Genomic DNA, 295 nt, shown 5'->3' with positions numbered 1-295 from the left:
GCGCACGAGGCCGCCGTCTTCGTGGGTTTCGCGCAGTTCGCACTCGTCCAGAACAAAGAAGTCGTCTGCGGCTTTCTGGGTCTTCACCCAGGCGGTCATGGTGGCAGTCGGGGCCATTTTCTCGGTCAGCGGACGCACCGGCAGCGAGCCGATGACTTCACGCAAAGTCGACAGCAAGTCTTCGGCGCGTTTCGGGCTGGCCGAGTTCACCAGGATCAGGCCTTGTTTCGGCGCGATGTCGGCGAAAGTCGACGAACGACGGATAAAGGCGCGGGGCAGGAAGGCCTGGATGATT

At 62.0% G+C, this 295-nt stretch carries 1 protein-coding gene; it reads right to left on the bottom strand.

The annotated features are described in order from the left end of the window. The coding region (rdgC, locus tag BK665_RS33930) for a recombination-associated protein RdgC (RefSeq protein WP_185076760.1) at positions 1 to 295 on the bottom strand (295 nt) is incomplete at both ends.

It is taken from the genome of Pseudomonas frederiksbergensis, from assembly GCF_003732665.1.
Lineage (GTDB): Bacteria > Pseudomonadota > Gammaproteobacteria > Pseudomonadales > Pseudomonadaceae > Aquipseudomonas > Aquipseudomonas frederiksbergensis_G.
This window is presented reverse-complemented; position numbering and strand designations above follow the sequence as displayed.